The 16,354-nt window shown below is 68.4% G+C and carries 12 protein-coding genes; all 12 read left to right on the forward strand.

What is annotated here, in order from left to right; translation table 11 throughout:
• Nucleotides 1-12: 12 nt before the first annotated feature.
• Entirely contained in the window at nucleotides 13-2,007 is a 1,995-nt protein-coding gene (locus RVX_RS16380) for a TIGR04326 family surface carbohydrate biosynthesis protein (protein WP_116307667.1), read from the forward strand.
• A gap of 258 nt (nucleotides 2,008-2,265) precedes the next feature.
• Nucleotides 2,266-3,582: a DegT/DnrJ/EryC1/StrS family aminotransferase gene (locus RVX_RS16385; protein WP_116307666.1), complete on the forward strand. Its 1,317-nt coding sequence runs from the start codon at nucleotides 2,266-2,268 to the stop codon at nucleotides 3,580-3,582.
• Between the two features lie 153 nt (nucleotides 3,583-3,735).
• Nucleotides 3,736-6,903, forward strand: coding sequence for an EAL domain-containing protein (locus RVX_RS16390; protein WP_116307664.1), 3,168 nt, complete (start codon nucleotides 3,736-3,738; stop codon nucleotides 6,901-6,903).
• 436 nt (nucleotides 6,904-7,339) lie between these two features.
• Nucleotides 7,340-8,122, forward strand: coding sequence for a glucose-1-phosphate cytidylyltransferase (gene rfbF / locus RVX_RS16395; RefSeq protein ID WP_116307662.1), 783 nt, complete (start codon nucleotides 7,340-7,342; stop codon nucleotides 8,120-8,122).
• A 186-nt stretch (nucleotides 8,123-8,308) separates the two neighbouring features.
• Entirely contained in the window at nucleotides 8,309-9,418 is a 1,110-nt protein-coding gene (gene rfbG / locus RVX_RS16400; RefSeq protein ID WP_116307660.1) for a CDP-glucose 4,6-dehydratase, read from the forward strand.
• A 25-nt stretch (nucleotides 9,419-9,443) separates the two neighbouring features.
• Nucleotides 9,444-9,893 (forward strand): dTDP-4-dehydrorhamnose 3,5-epimerase family protein, encoded by a 450-nt coding sequence (locus RVX_RS16405; RefSeq protein WP_116307658.1) that lies wholly within the window; start codon nucleotides 9,444-9,446, stop codon nucleotides 9,891-9,893.
• A 157-nt stretch (nucleotides 9,894-10,050) separates the two neighbouring features.
• Nucleotides 10,051-11,184 (forward strand): DegT/DnrJ/EryC1/StrS family aminotransferase, encoded by a 1,134-nt coding sequence (locus RVX_RS16410; protein ID WP_116307656.1) that lies wholly within the window; start codon nucleotides 10,051-10,053, stop codon nucleotides 11,182-11,184.
• A gap of 150 nt (nucleotides 11,185-11,334) precedes the next feature.
• On the forward strand, nucleotides 11,335-12,309 hold the full coding sequence (locus tag RVX_RS16415) for a glycosyltransferase family 2 protein (RefSeq protein WP_116307654.1): 975 nt from the start codon (nucleotides 11,335-11,337) through the stop codon (nucleotides 12,307-12,309).
• An 804-nt stretch (nucleotides 12,310-13,113) separates the two neighbouring features.
• Nucleotides 13,114-13,452, forward strand: coding sequence for a DUF6693 family protein (locus tag RVX_RS16420; protein WP_116307652.1), 339 nt, complete (start codon nucleotides 13,114-13,116; stop codon nucleotides 13,450-13,452).
• 319 nt (nucleotides 13,453-13,771) lie between these two features.
• The gene (locus RVX_RS16425) at nucleotides 13,772-15,025 is read left to right on the forward strand and encodes an FUSC family protein (protein WP_116307650.1); all 1,254 of its coding nucleotides are present in this window, start codon (nucleotides 13,772-13,774) and stop codon (nucleotides 15,023-15,025) included.
• Nucleotides 15,026-15,081: 56 nt separating this feature from the next.
• A complete protein-coding gene (locus tag RVX_RS16430) occupies nucleotides 15,082-15,378 on the forward strand; it encodes a SemiSWEET family sugar transporter (protein ID WP_116307648.1) in 297 nt (98 codons plus the stop codon).
• A 126-nt stretch (nucleotides 15,379-15,504) separates the two neighbouring features.
• On the forward strand, nucleotides 15,505-16,317 hold the full coding sequence (locus RVX_RS16435) for a ZIP family metal transporter (protein WP_116307646.1): 813 nt from the start codon (nucleotides 15,505-15,507) through the stop codon (nucleotides 16,315-16,317).
• Nucleotides 16,318-16,354: the final 37 nt, after the last annotated feature.

Genomic DNA, 16,354 nt, shown 5'->3' on the forward strand with positions numbered 1-16,354 from the left:
AAAGGAGCCTCCGTGACCACCTTCATCCTGCTGGATGGACCAGACGCCCCGCCCCGCCCGCAACCGGCATCCGACGGCCTGCCCCCGGTGGTGGCCCACTGGGCCCGACGCAACGTGCCGCACGGCCATCTTTCCGTGCCCGCGCTGGTGGAGACGCACTTTGCCGACATCCGGCGCGAGTACATCACCTGGGCGCACGAGACGGGGCTGACCCGGCCCGCGCGTTCCACGCGCACCCTTCGGGAACTGCTGGCCGTGGGCGACACCTTCTCGCACTGGTGGTTCACCACGCTTGCCGAAAAGCATCCGAAAATCTGCCGCAACCTGTACGAAGTGACCAAGCTGCGCGCGCTGGAGCTGGCCATAGAGGACGCCCGCGCCGACAGCGTGTGCGCGGTTACCGACGACACGACGCTGGCGAACGTCCTGCTGCGGTTCTGCGCGGCCACCGGCCGCCGGTTCGAGTTGCATCCGACAGGCATGGGGGCCGGAAACGCCGCGGGCGCGGTAGCTCCCGCCGACGCCGCCCCCAGCTCGGCCAAACAGCGGCTGGCCGCCCTGTATTACCGCCTGCCCGCGCCGGTGCAGGCCGTTGCCCGTCTTGGCGCATGGCTGCTGCGCGAAAAGCGCCTGCTGCCTGCCGCGCCCGAGGCCACGGGCAAGGCCAGCCTGCCCGCGCATCCGCGCCCCGGCACCGTGGCCACCTATTTCCCCAACATCGACGTGCAGGCCGCCAAGCAGGGCCGCCTGCGCTCGCGCTACTGGGAAAGCCTGCACGACGCGCTGGACCCGGAACAGAGCGGCGCGCACGGGGTGACCTGGCTGTTCATCTTCGAGCCCACGCCGCACTACTCGCTGGCCGACGCCATCCGCCTGCGCGACGAATTCCGCGCCCGCAAGCAGGACGGCATCGCCTTCCACTTCATCGAGGAATTCCTGACCCCGGGCACCATCGCCCGCGAAGTAGCGCATTACTGCCGCATGGCCTTCCGGGCCGCGCGCCTGACCCGCCACGTGGCCGGGCAGTGCCGCCTGCCCGGTTCGCGCATGGACTTCTGGCCGTACATGGAACGCAACTGGGCGGAATCCACCCGCGGCTGGCTGGGCCTGCAACGCCGCCTGATGCGCGCCGCCTTCCGCAGTTACGCCGCCGTGTGCGCCCCGCAGGAGTGGACCATCTTCCCCATGGAAAACCACCCCTGGGAAAAATCCCTCACCCACGCCATGCACGAGGCGCGGCGCGGACCGGTGTACGGCACCCAGCATTCCACGGTGCGCCCCACCGACCTGCGCTACTACGAGGACGCCCGCGCCTTCGCCGAGCCGGACGCCGCCGCCACCCTGCCGGATCTGCTGTGCTGCAACGGCCAGGGCGCACTGGGACACATGCGCGACGCGGGCATGCCCGCCGAACGGCTGGGCGAGATCGAGGCGTTGCGCTACCTGTACCTTGCCAACGCGACTGCGGCCCCCGCCGCTTCCGCCAACGCTTCCGTCACCGATTCGGGCGACACCCCCGGCAAGCCCACCCTGCTCGTGGTCACCAGCTTCTTCATCGACGAGACCGATAACCAGCTCGACGTGCTGGCCGCCGCCGCGCGGGCCGGAACGCTGGACGGCTACGACGTGGTCGTCAAGCCGCATCCCAACCTGCCCGTGGAAGGCCGCCTTGCCGCGCGCTTTCCCGGTGGCGGCGCGCCCCGCGTGGTGAACACCCCCGTGGCCCAGCTGCTTGTTCCGGGCACCATCGTATGGGCGGCCAACTCCACCACCGTGGCGTTGGAAGCCGCCTACCAGCGGCTGCCCCTCATCGTGCAGACCGCCGCCAACGACTTCAACATGTGCCCGCTGCTGGGCGTGCCCGGCACCGCCTTCGTGGCCACCGCCGACGACCTCGCCGCCGCCCTGGCCCACCCCGCGCCGCCCGACCTGCCCCCCGGCTTCCTGGCCCTGGATCGCGGGTTGCCCCGGTGGCGGCGGTTGCTGGGTATTTCTAAAGAACAATAATTTGCGGGGGAGGGAACCTTTTGGAAAAGGTTCCCTCCCCCGCGCCCCCACCCTCCCAAACTTTTCAAGTGGGGTACGGTGGGGGGGCCGATGCCGTGTTTCGCGTGTCTTCCCCTCCGTTACCGGACACCAAAACCCAATTGAAAAGTTTTGGGGGATAGGGGATGGGGTCCGGGGAAGGGGAAAGGGACCTTTTCCAAAAGGTCCCTTTCCCCTTCCCCGGTTACCTCTCATCTTCCCCTCCCAAGGAGCCGACACATGCTGACCACCATCACCCGCAAGCTGAAGGAACTGACCCGCATGCTGGGTACGCGGCCCTACTACGGGTTCGTGACCGGGCACGGGTATTTGACGGAGGCGCAGGTGGCCGAGGTGCGGCGGGTGCTGGAGTCGCCCACGCAGGCGGCGGAGACGGTGGCGGAGTATGAGCGGCGCTTTGCGGCGGTGGTGGGCGAGGGGCGCGGGCTGGCCACGGCGGGCGGGCGCATGGCCCTGTTCGCCACGTTGCGCGCCCTGGGCGTGGGCGCGGGGCACGAGGTGATCCTGCCCGCGTTCACCTGCTCGGTGGTGGCCAGCGCGGTGCTGCGCACGGGCGCGACCCCGGTGTTCACCAACGTGGACCCGGCCACCTTCGGCACCGACCCGGACGCGGCGGCGAAAGCCATCACCCCGAAGACGCGGGCCATCATCGCGCAGCACAGCTTCGGCATTCCCTGCCGGGTGGGCGAACTGCGCACGCTGGCAGACGGCTGCGGGGCCGCGCTGATCGAGGACTGCGCGCTGACCGTGGGCTCCACGCGCGACGGGGTGGCCGTGGGCAACACCGGGGACGCGGCGTTCTTTTCCACGGACCATTCCAAGCCCATGAACACGGTGGTGGGTGGGTTCTTCTACACCCGCGATGCGGGGCTGTACGACGCGGTGGCCGCCCAGTTGAACGACGCGCCCACCCTGCCGGAAGCACAGCAGCGGCGGCTGTTCGGCCAGTTCCTGCTGGAGCGGCGGCTGGCCCGGCCCGCCAGCTACGGCCTGTACCAGCTGGCCATGTTGGGCAAGTCGGTGCTGCGGCGGCTGTCCGACCCCGGCATGACCTTTCTGGACGACGACTACGTGGTGGAGCGCACGGGCGCGTATGCCTACCCGGCCCGCCTGCCCGCCGTGCTGGCGCGCATCGGGCTGTTCGAGCTGGACCGCTGGCCCGCCGAGGCCGCCCGGCGCGAGACGCTGCTGCAACGCTACCTGACCGCCGCCTACGGAACGCCGCTGGCCGCGCACCTGCCCGCCGCCTATGCCGACCCGGCGCTGCGCATCGTGGCCCACCGGCTGGCCTTCACCCACCCCCGCGCCGACCAGTTGAAGTCGCTGATGGACGCGCGCGTGCACACCGCCTGGACGTGGTTCATGGACCCCATCGTGGGCGCGCGGGCCGGGTTGGCCTCATTGGGCTATGCCGCAGGGGCCTGCCCGGTGTCGGAACGGGTGGGCACGCAGGTGCTGAACTGGCCATGCGTGGTGGAACAGGGGGCGGAAGGCCCGCTGCTGGAATTCTTCGCGCAGGTGGCCAAGCAGGCGTAGCGCCGCCGTCCGGATACACCGGGCGTATCCAAACGCATCCGGGCAGTTGCCCGTTCCCTCGCGGCCCGGCGGCCGCCTGCCTGCCGCTTGACGCTGGACAGCGACTGCATCATGCTCACAGATAGCTCCGACTGCAATTCATAGACGCGACCAATGAACACAGGCGCACGGAACCAGCCTTCGTCCCCGGAAACGCCGGCACATCCTCCCGCCGCAACCGGCCCCCGCCGCAGCCTGCGTGGGGGGGCGGCCTTCGGCCTTACGGCCATCTTCTGCGCGCTGGGGTTGATCTGCGTGCTGGCCACCGGGGCACTGGTGGTTGGCAGGCTGGACGCCTTCGAACACGAACTTGCCGCAGCCAACGCCCGCCGAGCGGTCAACGCGTTGCAAAGCGACGTGCGCAGGCTGGATGCGCTGCTCAAGGACTGGGCCTGGTGGGATGATTCCTACCAGTTCATGGTCGACGTCAATCCCGCCTACATCGAAAGCAACATCACGCCCGAAGTCTTTCGCGACCAGCACCTGGACGCCATAGCCTATATTTCAAGCGACGGTCGGGCGGTCCACTCCGCCGCGCCGGACATTGTCAGCGGCGGCGTGGAAAGGGTCCATCCCGCCCTGCTCGCCTTCATGCGCCAAGCCGTCGCCACGCTGCCCCACACCGTGCAGCATGACGGGCTGTCCGGGCTGGTCCGCATCGGCGATGCCACCTGGATGGCGGCCTGCCGCCCGGTGCTCGATTCGCTGCAAAGCCGCCCCCCTCGTGGTTGGATATGGATGGCCCGTCTGGTCGATGATCCGTACCAGAAGGAGCTGGCCCGGAACACGGAACTGGAACTCGCCCTTGTTCCGGCCCTGCCCGATAACCTGCCCGCCAGCTTGCGCAAACTTGCCGATGCCTTCACTGACGTCCCCATGCGGGACAGGCCCGCACCGGAAACTCCCGTGGTGGGTGTGGACCGCCACACCATCTGGAGCGGCGCGCTGCTGTCCGACCTGAACGGCGGCGCTCCCCTGGCCGTCATCGTCCAGGCCCCCCGCGCCCTGGGCGAAACCGCGCGCAACATCGTGCACAGCGGCCTGCTGGTGGTGCTGACGCTCAGCATCCTTGCGTTGATCGCGGGCCTGCTGTTCCTTGACCGGCGGGTGCTGGCGCGGCTTGCCGCGTTGAGCGAACGAGTGGCCGCCAATGTCCCCGCCGCCAAGCTGGCGGGCATGCCCCAGGGCGGGGACGAACTGGACCGCCTTGCCGAGGTCACCGCCTGGGCCTTCCACGCCATCCGCGAGAACGAGCGGTTCCTGTCCGAAATGCTCGACGCCCTCAAGGTGGGCATCATGCTGGTGGACCGGGAGACGCGCACCATCGTCAGCATCAACCGCCATGCCTGCGCCCTGCTGGGCCGCACCACGGAAGAGGTGGTGGGCAGGCGCTGCCACCAGTTCGTGTGCCCGGCGGAAGAAGGCGCGTGCCCGGTCTGCGACCTGGGCCAGCCCGTGGACCATGCCAAGCGCACCCTGCTGACCTCCGGCGGCGAGATGGACATCCTGAAGTCCGTGGTGCCCATCTCTCGCGAGGACAGGGAATACCTGCTCGAAACCTTCATCGACATCAGCGACCTGGAACATACCCGACGCATGCTGGAGGAATCGGAGGAGCAGTACCGGGCCATGTTCCTGAACACCGGCACGCCCGCCATCCTCATCAACGAGGATACCTCCGTGGCGCTGGCCAACCCGGAATTCCTGCGCCTGGCCCGCGCGGACCAGGCCATGCTGGACCGCCACCCGTCATGGACCTGCTTCTTCCACGAACGCGACGTGCCCCGCATGCTGGGCTACCATGCAGACCGGCGCAACGGCGCGGCCGCGCCGAGGGAATACGAGACCCGGCTTATCGACGCCTCCGGCGGGATGCACCACGTGGCCATGACCGTGACCATGATTCCGCACACCCGCCAGTCCGTGGCGTTCATCCGCGACATCACCGACATGAAGCTGGCCGAGGCCCGGCTGCAGGAACTGGCCTTCACCGATTCCCTCACCGGCCTGCCCAACCGGCTGCGCGGGCTCGACAGCCTCAACGACATGCTGGCCGCCGCCCACCAGCGGCAGGGCGCGCTGGGCGTGCTGCTGCTGGATCTGGACGACTTCAAGCTGGTCAACGATTCCATGGGCCACGCTGCGGGCGACGTGGTGCTGATGGAGGTGGGCACGCGCCTGGCACGGGTGCTGGGGCCGGACGAGACCGTGGCGCGCCTTGGCGGCGACGAATTCATCATCGTCACCGCGTCGCAGGGCGGCAGCGAAGCCTGCGCCGACCTGGCCAAACGGCTCATCGGCGAATTCTCCACGCCGTTCCGTGTGGCGCATGCGGAAGTGTACCTTGGCGTCAGCATCGGCATCGCGGGATACCCCAAGGACGGCGACACCGGCGGCCAGTTGGTGCGCTGCGCAGACCTTGCCATGTACCGGGCCAAGGCGGCGGGCAAGAACACCTACCGCTTCTACACCCCGGAACTGACCCAGGCGGCCCAGCGCCGCCTGGAGGTGGACGCCGAATTGCGGCCCGCCATCGCCTTGGGCCACATCGTGCCTTACTACCAGCCGGTGGTGGACCTGGGCAGCGGCCGCATCGTGGGGGCAGAGGCGCTGGCGCGCTGGCGCAAGCCCGACGGCACGCTGGTGTCGCCCGCAGACTTCATTCCCGTGGCCGAACAGACCGGCCTTGTCACCAGCATCGACCTGGCCGTGCTCTCGCAGGCCTGCCCGCAGGTGCAGGCCTGGACCGAGGCGGGGCTGGGGCGGTTGCGCGTTTCGGGCAACATTTCGGCGCGGCATCTGCAACGGGGCAACCTGCCCGGCGACATTCGCGCCGTTCTCGAGGCCAGCGGGCTGCCCGCCGCGCAACTGGCCCTGGAAATGACCGAAACGGTGTACATGGAGAACATCGACAAGGCGCGGGCCATGCTTGACGCGGTGACGGAGCTTGGCGTGCGCATCGTGCTCGACGACTTCGGCACCGGCTACTCGTCGCTGTCGTACCTGCAATCGCTGTCCTTCGACCTCATCAAGATCGACCGTTCGTTCGTGAAGGATCTGCCCGACGCCTCGTCGCTGGCGCTGCTGCGGGCCATGCTGGGCATAGCGGCCGGGCTTGGCGTCACCTCGCTGGCCGAGGGCGTGGAAACCGTGGAGCAGTACGTGCTGCTGAAATCGCTGGGCTGCGGCCGGGGGCAGGGCTACCTGTTCTCGCCCCCGGTGCCCGCCGCGCAATTCGAGGAACTGCTGCGCGCACAGAAGGCGGGCAAGCGGTTTCCCTAGCGGGTCTTAAGGCGTCGTGGGGCGCGGCCCTGACCGCACGCGCCGAACCGCCGCGAAAATCACGCGCCGCACCTATGGACAAGCGCCACGCGCAAGCGTATCTAGCACGCCACGAAGAAGGGCCGGAAATTCCGGCGGAAACGCGGCGCGCCAGTGCGCCGCGCCGCCCCCGCAAGAACGGTCCCCCACCCGCGCGCGGAACGGAGGTTCCGCACGTCATCATGACGCCACCGCACCCACCCCACCCACTGCACCCGGCCAACAATTCAGGCGCATTCCACGCTTTTCACAGGGCGCGCCGCGTGCGCCGCGCGCACCGTGCGACAGGGCGCCCCCCGGCCCCGGCGGCATCGGCCGCAGGCCGTTCCGCAACGCCGCGCGTTCTGCTATAACGACCCGGACGACGACAGCACATTACCCCATCACGAGGTATCGCATGAAGGTCATCATCATGTGCGGGGGCAAGGGCACCCGCCTGCGCGAAGAAACCGAATTCAAGCCGAAGCCCATGGTCGAGATCGGCGGCCGCCCGGTGCTGTGGCACATCATGAGCATCTACGCCCGCCACGGCCACAAGGACTTCGTCCTGCCGCTGGGCTACAAGGGCGAGGTGATCAAGCAGTATTTCCACGACTACCGCATCCGCAACACCGACTTCACCGTGGACCTCGCCACCGGCGCCATGACCACCCACGAGTGCAACAGCTGCACCGACTGGAAGGTAACCCTGTGCGATACCGGGCAGGAAACCCTGAAGGGCGCGCGCATCAAACGGGTGGCCCAGCACATCGACACCGACCGCTTCATGGTCACCTACGGTGACGGCGTGTCGGACATCGACATCGACAAGCTGGTGGAGTTCCACAAGAAGTCGGGCAAGATCGGCACCTTCACCGGCGTGCGCATGCCCTCGCGCTTTGGCGCGGTGCAGACCGACGCGGACGGCAACATCCTGTCCTGGCAGGAAAAGCCGGTGCTGAACGAATACATCAACTGCGGCTTCTTCGTGTTCAAGCGCGAATTCCTCGACTACCTGGACGAGGACGAATCGTGCGACCTGGAAAAGCAGCCGCTGGAACGCCTTGCCGCCGACGGCCAGCTTTCCATGTACCCCCACGAAGGCTTCTGGGAATGCATGGACACCCTGCGCGACTGGCAGAAGCTGAACGCGATGTGGGACAAGGGCAGTGCGCCGTGGGCCAAGGGCTTCAAGGTATAGTTCAGACGGGCCTTTCGCCCGCTGGCTGCGCCTTCTGAACACTTCTCCGCAGCCCCTTTCCATGGCTGCCCGTCCATAATGAATGTTTAGGGGGATGGGGGTCCGGGGGAAGGGGACCCTTTACAAAGGGTCCCTTCCCCCGGTTCCCTCTCCGCCTCCCCCGTCGAGAATACGGAGAAACATACAATGTTTGCAGATGCCTATCGCGGCCGCAAGGTGCTGGTCACCGGCCATACCGGGTTCAAGGGGTCGTGGCTGACCGCGTGGTTGTTGCAGCTTGGCGCGGAAGTGGCCGGGCTGTCGGTGGACGTGCCCACCAGCCCCGCCAATTTCGATGAGTTGGGCCTTGGCGCGCGCATCACTGACATCCGCGCCGACATCCGCGACCGCGCGGCGGTGTGCAAGGCCGTGGCCGACTTCGCGCCCGAGGTGGTGTTCCACCTGGCGGCGCAGGCGCTGGTGCGCAAGTCGTACGACGACCCGGCGGCCACCATTGAAGCCAACGCCATGGGCACCCTGAACATTCTGGAAGCGGTGCGCTGCGCGCCTTCGGTGCAGGCCGTGGTGTGCATCACCTCGGACAAGTGCTACCGCAACGACGAATGGGTGTGGGGCTACCGCGAAACAGACCACCTTGGCGGCGAGGATCCGTACTCCGCGTCCAAGGGTTGCGCCGAGATCATCGCGCACTCCTACTTCCGCTCGTTTTTCAAGAACGGCGTGCGCTGCGCCACCACCCGCGCGGGCAACGTCATCGGCGGCGGCGACTGGGCGGCGGACCGCATCGTGCCCGACTGCGCGCGGGCCTGGGCCGCTGGCAAGGCCGTGCAGATCCGCAGCCCGTGGGCCACGCGCCCGTGGCAGCACGTGCTGGAACCCCTTTCCGGCTACCTGTGGCTGGGCGCGAAACTGCTGCTGAACGAGCAGGGGCCGTTCCCCCTTTCGGGCGAGGCCTACAACTTCGGCCCGGCGGCAGACGTGAACAACAACGTGGCCGAGGTGGTGGACGCCCTTGCCCCCTACTGGCCCGGCTTCGCCAGCGAAATGGACCGCGCCGGGCAGGCGGGCATGAAGGAATGCACCCTGCTCAAGCTGTGCTGCGACAAGTCGCTGGCCTACCTTGGCTGGCAGGCCACGCTGAACTTCGCCGAAACCATCCGCTTCACGGCGGAATGGTACCGCGCGTTCTACGCGCCGCAGGGTGCCGCCCGTGCGGACATGTACGCCTTCACCATGAACCAGATCGCGGAATACTCCGACAAGGCCGCCGCCAAGGGCCTTGCCTGGGCGAAGTAGCGCCCGACGCGCAAAGGATGCTGCCGTGAACGCCACGACCATCGACGGGGTGGTGACGCTGGACCTGCGCGTCATTCCCACCGAGGGCGGCCCCGTGCTGCAAATGCTGCGGCCCGATTCGCCCATGTTCATGAGCTTCGGCGAGCTGTACTTCTCGGAAGTGGAGCCCGGCGCGGTGAAGGCGTGGAAACGCCATACCCGCCAGACGCAGCACTTCGCGGTGCCCGTGGGGCGGATGAAGGTGGTCATCCACGACAGCCGCCCCGGCTCGCCCACCTTCGGCGTGACCGAAGAATTCCTGCTGGGCAGGCCGGACAACTACCGGATGCTGCGCATCCCCCCGCTGGTGTGGTACGGGTTCAGCGCGGTAAGCGAAACGCCCGCGCTGATCTGCAACTGCGCGGATTTGCCGCACGACCCCACCGAAAGCGAACGCGCCCCCAGGGATACGCCGGACATTCCGTACCGCTGGTAGGCGGCGGGCGGCAGGGTCGCCAGCCCCCCGCCGGTGCATCACGCATCCTTCGGCCCCGTGGTTCCCGCACGGCCACCACGGGGCCTACAGCGAATTTCCCGTCCACAACTTGCCACGCGGCGCTCCCGCGTCCGCGCCAACACCAGAGCGACACGCCATGACCACCCCCGCCTTGCGTCTTTCCCGGTCCATCGTGGGCCAGGCCGAAGCCGACGCCGTCAGCCGCGTCATCCTCGAGGACGGCTACCTCGGCATGGGCAACGAAGTGAAGCGCTTCGAAGAAGACATCGCCGCCTACCTCGGCGTGCCCGCGCAGAACGTGGTCACCGCCAACACCGGCACTGCCGCCCTGCACCTGGCCGTGCAGGCCGCCGTGCAGCCGGGGGCCGAAGTGCTGGTGCAGTCGCTGACCTTCGTGGCCTCGTTCCAGGCCATCAGCGCGGCCGGGGCCGTGCCCGTGGCCTGCGAGGCCCTGCCGGAAACCTGCACCATCGACCTTGCCGACGCAGAGCGCCGCCTGACCAAGCGCACCGCCGCCATCATGCCGGTGCACTACGCCAGCAACCCCGCCGGGCTGGACGCGGTGCACGCCTTTGCCCAGAAGCACGGCCTGCGCGTCATCGAGGACGCGGCCCACGCCTTCGGCTGCCGCCACGACGGCCGCATGATCGGCACTTTTGGCGACATCGCCTGCTTCAGCTTCGACGGCATCAAGAACATCACCAGCGGCGAGGGCGGGTGCATCGTCACCGCAGACCAGGCCGTGGCCCAACTGTGCCGCGACGCGCGCCTGCTGTCCGTGGCCAACGACACGGAAAAGCGCTTCTCGGGCCAGCGCAGCTGGGATTTCGACGTCACCCGGCAGGGCTGGCGCTATCACATGAGCAACATCATGGCCGCCATCGGCCGCGTGCAGCTGGCCCGCCTGCCCGGCGAATTCGCCCCGGCGCGGATGCGCCTGACCGCGCGCTACCGCCAGCGGCTTGCCGGCGCGCCGCACCTGGCCCTGCTGACCACGGACCCCCGCGACGTGGTGGTGCCGCACATCTTTCCGGTGCGCATCCTGGACGACAGGAAGCTCCACGTGGTGGACGCGTTGCAGGCCAAGGGCATTCCCACCGGCATGCACTACAAGCCCAACCACCTGCTGACCTATTACGGCGGCGGCGCGCAGTCCCTGCCCGTCACCGAAATGCTGGGCCGCCAGCTGACCACCCTGCCCCTGCACCCCGGCATGAGCGACGCCGACGTGGATATGGTGTGCGATGCGTTGCTGGAGGCGCTGGCGTAGGGGGCGATTTTTTTGACGCCTCCGGCGGGCAGGGGACTATCGCCCCCTGCACCCCCATCTTTGTCTGCCCGCTTGTGGCAGACAAACACAACTTCCGACAACTCTTCGAAAAAAACCGCCCCCGGTTCCTTCCCTGAGAAACAAACTGCCATGACCGACACCGCCGCCCACTCCGCCCCCCCCGCTCCCACAGTCAGCGTGATCATGAACTGCCTGAACTGCGGCGAACACCTGCGCGCCGCCATCGACAGCGTGTTCGCCCAGACCTTTGACGATTGGGAAATCGTGTTCTGGGACAATGGGTCCTCCGATTACAGCGCGGACATTGCCCAAAGCTGCGGCGACAAGGTGCGCTACTTCCGCGCCGAGCGCACCGTGCCGCTGGGCGCGGCGCGCAACCTGGCCATTGCCCGCGCGCGGGGCGAGTTCATCGCCTTTCTCGACTGCGACGACCTGTGGCATCCGGAAAAACTGGCCCGGCAGGTGGCGCTGTTCCGCGCCAACCCCGCCGTGGGGCTGGTGAGTTGCGACACGGTGATGTTCAGCGGCGACAAGGAACTGAGCCGCCAGTTCCAGGCCGCGCCGCCCGCGCGCGGCAAGGTGTTCCGCGAACTGATGACCACCCAGTGGATTTCCATGTCCTCCGCCGTGATCCGCCGCAGCGCACTGGACGCGCCGGGCATGGGCGGGCACTGGTTCGACGAATCGCTGAACGTGTGCGAAGAGGCGGACGTGTTCTATCGCATCGCCTGGGACTGGGAACTGGACCACGTGGATGCGCCGCTGGCCCGCTGGCGGGTGCACGGCGGCAGCACCACCTTCCGCAAGTTCGCCCAGTTCGCGGACGAGACGGAAGCCATCCTGGCCAAGCACATCCGCATGTACCGCGACTACGAGCGAGACTACGCCGACCTTGTGGCGCTGCTGCGCCGCCGCGCCGCGTTCCAGCGCGGGGTGGCACTATGGCGCGAGGGAAAGGGAAGCGAGGCGCGGGCGGCCATTGCCCCGTATGCAGGGTCTTCGCTGAAGTTTCGGCTATTCAGGATAGCGACGTTCCTGCCCGGCGGGATGTTTGACGCGGTGGCAGGGGTGTATTTCGCGCTGCCATCGTTCTTGAGAAGGTAGGGGCGGCGCGGTGGCGGGCTAAAGACGTGGAGTGGAGAGGAGTAGTGCCCTGATGGGTGCGGCCTCTACGAAGACACGCCAGCCTCCAAGCTCACCTTCGATTTCGTTATGCCTCCGGCGGACAGGGGGCCGTCGTTTCACGGCCCCCTGCCCGTCGGAGACATAGCGAAATCGTGCGGAATCAATAGGGCACAACTGCCTTCGTAGAAGCCGTGCCCAACAACGCCCCCCCAAAAAAACCTTCGCCATGGCGACGAGAGACGCGCGCGCATCGGCGGCACCGGCGGCAGATCGCCCGGAGGCGCACCGCGCCGAAGGGAAGCTGACGCCGAAGGGACGCCGCGCAGGACACCCCACGGTACGTACACACCCCGAACCTTCGCCATGCCACCGGGAGCAGCGCGCACATACGCATTCCGCCGGGCAGATCGCCCGAAGGCGCACCGCGCCGAAGGGAAGCTGCCCGGCAGGGAATGCGGTGCAGGATAAGCCGGGGGTCCAGGAGCTGCGAAGCCCCCCTGGAACGCGGGGGTGCAGGGGGCCGTCGTTTCACGGCCCCCTGCCCGTCGGAGACATAACGAAATCGAGCGGAATCAACAGGGCACAACTGCCTTCGTAGAAGCCGCGCCCAACAGCGCACCCCTTCCCCCTCCCCACCCCATCCCGCACTTCCGCCCCTCCACCCCGCTTGACCTCCACACACGCAACCATGCTATGGTACAACCATTCTTGGATCTTTCCCCCCGGCGCACCGGGCACCATGCGTCCCGCAAACACCCCCCTTCCCCCCTTACCGGAGGCCCCATGTTCCCCTTCACCACCGGCACCTTCCGCACCGACGTCACCATGGTCGAATGCTTCGGCCATGCCGTGCTGTGGTTCCTGATCACCCTGTGCACGCTGGGCATCGGCGTGTTCTTCTATCCGTATGCCCTGGCCAAGTTCATCATCAACCGCACCTACGTGGAGCGAGACGGCGCGCCGCGCCAGCGGCTGGTCTGCGACCTGGACCTGGCCGCGCAAGTGGGCCACGCGCTGATCTGGCTGCTGCTGTCCATCGTCACCTTCGGCCTGGCCTACTTCCTGTACCTGTACGGCGTGGGGCGTTACGTGGCCGCGCACACCCGCATCGAGCCCGCGTAGCCGCCTACGGCCGAAGCTCGCCGCGCACGCCTGCGCGGGAGGCCTTGCCCTTCCGCCCGCAGGCGCAGCGCATCCGGTGCCGCGTCCGCTCGAAACTGGCTCGAAACTGGCCCGCAACCGGCCTCGCGACGGCCACCGGTGCACCACCGCGACATCGTGCCCCACCCCGCTTGCCAGCCGCGCAGCCCCGGCGTATGTGGTGCCCTCCGGAATCGGTCGGAACTGGCGCGGCACGGGGCCGCATCCATATCCACGCCAGCCCCGCGCCCACGCCCCCTACCACCCCCAACTGCCGTCCACGCCAGCGACCGAGACCGCCATGCGTCGCCCCACCCTCGCCGACATATCCCCCGCTCACATCCGCCACGGGCTGAAGACCGGCATCGCCGCCGTGCTCGCCCTGGTGGTGGCCGACGTGCTGCACATCGAATACGGCTACTGGGCCGTCATTTCCGCCGTCATCGCCATGCAGATGAACGTGGCAGACGCCATCGAGATGTGTCTGTACCGATTCATCGGCACGGTCATGGGCGCGGTGATGGGCGTCATCGCCATAATGCTCTTTCCGGACACACCGGTATGGAACGGCGTGGCCCTGTTCGTGACCACCGGGCTGTGCGCCTTTCTCACCCGGTGGGACCCGCGCTACCGCATGGCGGCCATCACCGTGAGCATCGTCATCCTGGCCAGCGCGGGCCATGCCGGGCGCATCGACGTGGGCCTGTTCCGGGTGCTGGAAATCGCCATCGGCGTGGGCTGCGCCTTCGTGGTCACGGTAACGCTGTGGCCGGTGCGCGCGGCGGTGTCCCTGCGGCGCGACCTGGCCTCGCAGGTCGAAAACTGCGCCGACCACATGACCACCCTGGTGGACCGGTTCCTGGCCCGGCAGGCCCACGTGCCCGCAGACCTGCTGGACCCGCTGCTGCGCGCCACCCCGCGCAACCGCGAACGGCTTTCCAAGGTGCGCCGCCACGAATCGCTGATCTACTTCTACGACAACCAGCCGCTGGAAACGCTCTCCACCGTGGTGGAGCGCACCACCGACCATCTGCGGGTGATGCTGCGCAGCCTGAACGCCTGCGACGCCGACGGCTACGACATCATCATGGCCGCCGAAATGCGCGCCCTGGCGGAAACCGTGGCCCACACCCTGCGCCGCATGGCCGCCGCAACCACCGGCGTCACCGGCGCGCGGCCCGGCCTGGCCGGGATGGCGAAACGGTTCGGCCTGGGCGGCACGAACGCCCCTGCCGGAACGGCGGGCGAGGGCGGCACGAGCGGGCCGGACGGGCCGGGCGGTGCGGACGGGGCGGAATCCGCCCCCGGCGAGCGCCCCCGCGCCAACCGCGCGCTGGAAGACGCCATCGCCCGCGCCGACGCCCGACTGCGCGCCCTGCGCGAGGCCGGGGCCACCAGGCGCTTCGACCTGGCCATGCTCACCCAGTTCTACGCGTTCTACTATGCGCTGCGCCAACTGGCCGAAGACGTGAAGGTGCTGGCCGCGCGCATGGACGGGGAAGAAGACGACCATCGCGACCAGCGCAATCTGGGCCCCGGCGACGCCACGCCCTGACCCGCTGACCCGCTGACCCGCACGACAACACATCCCAGCCCCCGCCCGGAGGCCCCATGCCCGCGCCGACCACCGATTCCGCCACCCTGTCCACGCTGGTCGAGGTCATCGGCTACGTGGCGGGCCTGCTGACCTCGCTGGCCTACCTGCCCCAGGTGGTGCGCATCGCCCGCACCCGCTCCGCCGACGACATCTCGCTGCCCACCTTCCGGCTGCTGGCCGTAGGCGTGGCCCTGTGGCTGGTCTATGGCGTGGGCATCGGATCGTGGCCGGTCATGGCCGCCAACGCCGTGGGCCTGGGGCTGATACTGGCCGTGATCTGGCTGAAACTGCGCTACTCCCGCCGGGCGTAGCGCAGGCGTGGGCGGCGCATCACCGTCCCACCGCGCATCCACTGTGGACTACGGCCCGTTTCCGGGTATACTCGGCGCGTTGAAGCCTTCCGGCCGACTTCCCTCCACCCGCAACGGAGACCGGACATGCCCACCGCCTTCGCCGACCTCGATCCCGTCCTGCAGGCCTTCATCGCCGGGCTGTTCACCTGGGGCGTCACCGCCCTGGGGGCCGCGCTGGTGTTCCTGACCAAAAGCTTCTCGCGCAAGGCGCTGGACGTCATGCTGGGCTTTGCCGCCGGGGTGATGATCGCGGCCAGCTTCTGGTCGCTGCTGGCCCCCGCGCTGGAGATGTCCGAGCACCTCGGCCGCTGGTCGTTCGTGCCCGCCGCCGTGGGCTTCGTGCTGGGCGCGCTGTTCCTGCGGCTGGTGGACATGCTGCTGCCCCACCTGCACCTGCACAACCCCATCGAGCACGCCGAAGGCCTGCCCAGCACGTGGCAGCGCTCCACCCTGCTGGTGACGGCCATCACCCTGCACAACATCCCGGAAGGGCTGGCCGTGGGCGTGGCCTTTGGCGCCGTGGCGGCGGACCTGCCCTCGGCCTCGCTGGCCGGGGCCGTGGCCCTGGCGCTGGGCATCGGCATCCAGAACTTTCCCGAGGGCACGGCTGTGTCCGTGCCGCTGCGTCGAGAAGGGTTTTCGCGCATGAAGGCGTTCCTGTTCGGGCAGGCATCCGGCATGGTGGAACCCATCTCCGCCGTACTGGGCGCGGCGGCCGTGGTCTGGGCGCGGCCCATCCTGCCGTATGCGCTGGCCTTCGCGGCCGGGGCCATGATCTTCGTGGTGGTGGAAGAGGTGATTCCCGAGTCGCAGGGCTCGGGCTACGGCGACCTTGCCACCATGGGCGTCATTGCCGGGTTCACCCTGATGATGACCCTGGACGTGGCCCTGGGGTAGGTGAACCCCGGCAGCCATGCCTGCCAGCCCCCTCTTC

This window comes from Nitratidesulfovibrio sp. HK-II (genome assembly GCF_003402415.2).
In the GTDB taxonomy this organism is placed as follows: domain Bacteria; phylum Desulfobacterota; class Desulfovibrionia; order Desulfovibrionales; family Desulfovibrionaceae; genus Cupidesulfovibrio.